At 60.9% G+C, this 1,760-nt stretch carries 1 protein-coding gene; it reads left to right on the top strand.

Going from position 1 to position 1,760, the window contains the following annotated elements; all coding sequences use genetic code 11:
• Positions 1-1,760, top strand: a 1,760-nt coding sequence (locus D3222_RS24415) for a toprim domain-containing protein (RefSeq protein WP_118988336.1), incomplete at both ends; no start/stop codon positions are given.

Genomic DNA, 1,760 nt, shown 5'->3' with positions numbered 1-1,760 from the left:
AATGAGGGGCAGCAGTTGCGCGACAAACTGGCTGGGCTGGGCGTGTTGCGTACCACCACCCGGCAGGACCACTTCCGGGGCTGCGTTGTTGTGCCCGTTATCGGCTGGGCCGAATCGGCCAGTGTGGCCAGCCGCGGACGGGTGTTGCAACTGTATGGCCGCCGAACCCAGCCGGATTACAAGGTGCTGAAAGACAGCCCGAAGCATCTGTACCTGCCCTCGCCACTGGCCGGGGTCTGGAACGAGGAAGCGATGAAAGCGGCTTCGGAAATTATCCTGTGCGAAGCGCTGATCGATGCGATGACCTTCTGGTGCGCCGGGTTCCGCAACGTGATCGCCGCCTACGGCGTGAATGGGTTTAACCGCGATCACCTCGACGCCTTGCAGTATCACGGCGTGAAACGGGTGCTGATTGCCTTTGACCGGGACGAGGCCGGAGACCGTGGCGCAACCCGTGTTGCCGCTGATTTACTGGAAGCCGGCATTGAAGCGTGGCGGGTGCAATTCCCGCCGGGGTTGGATACCAACGACTATGCGTTGAAAAGCGGCCACGCCGAACAGGCGCTGGGGCTGGCGTTGCAACAGGCGGTCTGGCTGGGACAGGGAACGGCCCCGGGCACGGTGTTCAGCCATGAACGGCCCGCGGCACCGAATATGACGAAAGAACCCCAAACGACAGGGGAAACGAAACCTTCTTCTTTAGCTGCCTTGCCAGAACCACAGGTTGCACCCGTGCCTTGTGAGCGCACGGCCGCCGGTGAACTGGTGATGAAAAGTGGGCCCCGCCTCTGGCGGGTGCGGGGGATGAAAAAATCCCCGGTGCCGGATGTGATGAAAGTCAATGTGCAGGTGCGTGATGAAACGTCCGGCCTGTTCCATGTGGATACGCTGGACATGTATCACGCCCGTTCGCGGCAGAACTACATCAGCACGGCAGCGTCTGAACTGGAATGCGAGTTGTCGGTCATCAAACGCGAAGCCGGGCGGGTGCTGCTGATGCTGGAACAGCAACAGGACGCTGAGCAGCGCGCGGAGGCCGAAGCCTCAGGGACAACGGCGGTGACGGTCAGCGCGGAAGACGAAGCCGCCGCGCTGGCGTTGCTGCAATCACCGAATCTGGCTGAACAGATTATTGCCGATATGGCCGCCTGCGGGGTGGTCGGCGAATCCACCAATCTGCTGACCGGGTATCTGGCGGCGGTCTCGCGCAAACTGGATAAACCGCTGGCCGTGTTAATCCAGAGCAGCAGCGCGGCGGGGAAATCGTCATTGATGGATGCCGTGCTGAACCTGATGCCGGAGGAGGAGCGTATCCAGTACTCGGCGATGACCGGGCAGAGTCTGTACTATCTGGGGGAAACCAGCCTGCAACACAAGATACTGGCTATCGCCGAAGAAGAAGGCGTGCGGCAGGCGGCGTATGCCCTGAAACTGTTGCAGTCCGACGGCGAGCTGAAAATCGCCAGTACCGGCAAGAATGAACAGAGCGGCGAACTGGTGACGCGGGAATACAAGGTACAGGGGCCGGTCATGCTGATGTTAACGACCACGGCCATTGATGTGGATGAAGAGCTGCTGAACCGCTGTCTGGTGCTGACGGTCAACGAATCGCGCGAGCAGACGCAGGCCATCCACGCCATGCAGCGGCACCGTCAGACGCTAGAAGGGTTGCTGGCTGACTCGGAGAAAGGCTATCTGACGCAGTTACACCAGAACGCCCAGCGCCTGTTAAGGCCGCTGAAAGTGGTCAATCCTTACGC

The sequence above is a fragment of the Photorhabdus sp. CRCIA-P01 genome (genome assembly GCF_003545805.1).
Lineage (GTDB): Bacteria > Pseudomonadota > Gammaproteobacteria > Enterobacterales > Enterobacteriaceae > Photorhabdus > Photorhabdus antumapuensis.
This window is presented reverse-complemented; position numbering and strand designations above follow the sequence as displayed.